The following is a 2,170-nucleotide window of genomic DNA, read 5'->3' on the forward strand; positions in this document are numbered from 1 at the left end:
ACACAACCAAAAACCCAAGCCATTCATCTGGACAGCCAAGGCTAAGGATATCTTGGCTAAAGTTGTTCGTGCTAATCGCCGGTTAAGTTCCATGCAAAATGCAACACTACACTAGAGGGTGGCAAGCCCCTGCACTACCTGGACAGGATCCGCCAGAACTATCCCCTGGTGATGCACGGCGTCTCTTTGTCCATTGCCAGTACCGATCCTTTGAACAGGGATTATCTGCGTGATCTCAAGGCCCTGGCCGGGCGGGTAGAACCGGCCTGGATCTCAGACCACCTGTGCTGGACCAGTGTCAACGCGCACAATTACCATGATCTGTTGCCCATGCCCTATACCCGTGAGGTGATCCGCCATGTGGCAGACAGGGTGAGTCAGGTACAGGATGCCCTTGGGCGGCAGATCCTGCTGGAAAACCTGTCCAGCTATGTTTCCTTCGATGATTCGGAAATGAGCGAGTGGGAGTTTCTGACCGAAGTCGCCGAATCGGCGGATTGTCTGATCCTGCTGGATGTGAACAACATCTACGTCAGCAGCGTCAACCACGGTTTCGACCCTATGGAGTACGTGCGCGGAGTGCCGGCAGAGCGGGTATGGCAGTTTCACCTGGCGGGCCACACCACCAACGAATCCGGGAAGATCATGATCGACACCCATGACATGCCCATCCGGGATGAGGTCTGGGAACTGTACCGCGAGACCTGTGAACTCCTGGGACCGGTATCCACCATGATCGAACGGGATGACAACATTCCTGAACCGCCGGAACTGGTGGAGGAACTCGACCAGGCACGGGCCATCGCCCGGCCGGTGTGGAGCGGGGCATGAACGGTCTGCGTGACCTGCAGCAGCGTTTCGCCGCGTATCTCCTCGGTGCCGAAGACAGCATCGTGCCTGCCAGCGTGGTGGGTGATGACAAGGCGGATGCCCGGGAACGCATGGACCTGTATGCCGGTGCCTACCGGGCGCGCCTGGTCGACAGCCTGGGCGTGGATTACCCCGGACTGTGGAGCATGCTGGGGGACGAACAGTTCTACGCACTCTGTCTCGACTATATCCGACAGCATCCATCCCGCCATACTTCCATACGCTGGTTCGGGGACCGTTTGCCGGCCTTTCTGGGGAAAACCTCGCCTTATGATGCTTACCCTCAGGTGGCGGAAATGGCCGCTTTCGAATGGGCCCAGGGTCTGGTGTTCGATGCTGCCGATGTGACAGCCATCGGTAGCCGGGTTGCCGCCCGAGGAATGGCCCGGCATGCATCTTGCTCTTGCAGCGGCTGGACCTGTCATGGAATATTCCCCTGCTGTGGTCTGCCATTGACCAGCAGGAAGATCCCCTGCCGGATCTGGAGGAGCAGGCCTTTCCCGTGGGCTGGCTGCTGTGGCGGCAGGATCTGGTGCCCAGCTGGCGCCGCCTGGATGTGGACGAGGCCTGGGCCATCGATCGTGCTCAGGAAGGCATGCGCTTTAGCGAGATCTGCGAAGGCCTGCTGGAATGGGTGGATGAACTGAATGCCCCCCTGCGGGCTGCAGGCTTCATCAAGACCTGGGTATCCCACGGGCTGATTGCCGAATTGATCCCGGGCTGATCTTGTCCTCGGTTCCGGCCGGTTCCCAAATGAAAAAGCCGCCTTCGGATGAAGACGGCTTTGTCGCTGGTTTCAGGAGAAACTACCGGGGGGAGACATACACATAAACCTGCCGGGTGGCGCTGCCTTTCTGCAACGTCCGGCTGGTTTTGTCTGCCGGCGTCGGTAACTCACCCAGTACGACGCCAATGGTCTGCCCGGTATTTGGGATTGTCGAGGCAGGTGCGAACCTGTTTGGCGAGACGGCGTCGAGGGTCCTGTTCTCTGCATCGCTCACCAGCAGGCTGCCCGGCGCCGGCTGGGGCGTGTCACTGTTGATATTGACCGGCGTGGCGCCGCGCACCACCACCAGCACATAGTCGCCCGGCTTGATATCACCCGCAGGTGCGGGATCGATCTTGTCGCTTTCCTTGGTGTCTTTCACGGCGTCCAGGTTGAAACGACTGGCAACGACGCCGGCGATGGCCGCATCAGGTACGCTGTCGATACTGTCGACCGTCGCCATGGGGCCGTTGTCGGGTCCGGCATTGATCTCGATGCCGGAAAAACTGACCACATCTCCCGGCTTGATAGCGG

The 2,170-nt window shown here is 59.7% G+C and carries 2 protein-coding genes and 2 pseudogenes; 3 read left to right on the forward strand and 1 reads right to left on the reverse strand.

Going from position 1 to position 2,170, the window contains the following annotated elements; translation table 11 throughout:
- Window positions 1-117: 117 nt before the first annotated feature.
- From ACOCD2_RS17310 to ACOCD2_RS17320, 3 genes and pseudogenes are all read left to right on the forward strand, one after another.
- Window positions 118-831: pseudogene (locus ACOCD2_RS17310) on the forward strand (DUF692 domain-containing protein); the annotation flags it as partial.
- Window positions 828-1,112, forward strand: a pseudogene (locus ACOCD2_RS17315) (DNA-binding domain-containing protein); the annotation flags it as partial. The pseudogenes ACOCD2_RS17310 and ACOCD2_RS17315, both read left to right, overlap by 4 nt.
- 155 nt (window positions 1,113-1,267) lie before the next feature.
- Complete coding sequence (locus tag ACOCD2_RS17320) at window positions 1,268-1,594, forward strand: hypothetical protein (RefSeq protein ID WP_293649853.1); 327 nt, start codon at window positions 1,268-1,270, stop codon at window positions 1,592-1,594.
- 82 nt (window positions 1,595-1,676) lie between these two features.
- Here ACOCD2_RS17320 and ACOCD2_RS17325 read toward each other — a convergent pair.
- The coding region (locus ACOCD2_RS17325; RefSeq protein ID WP_293652962.1) for a hypothetical protein at window positions 1,677-2,170 on the reverse strand (494 nt) is incomplete at its 5' end.

Source organism: Thiolapillus sp., assembly GCF_048562965.1.
GTDB classification, from domain to species: domain Bacteria; phylum Pseudomonadota; class Gammaproteobacteria; order Chromatiales; family Chromatiaceae; genus Thiolapillus; species Thiolapillus brandeum_A.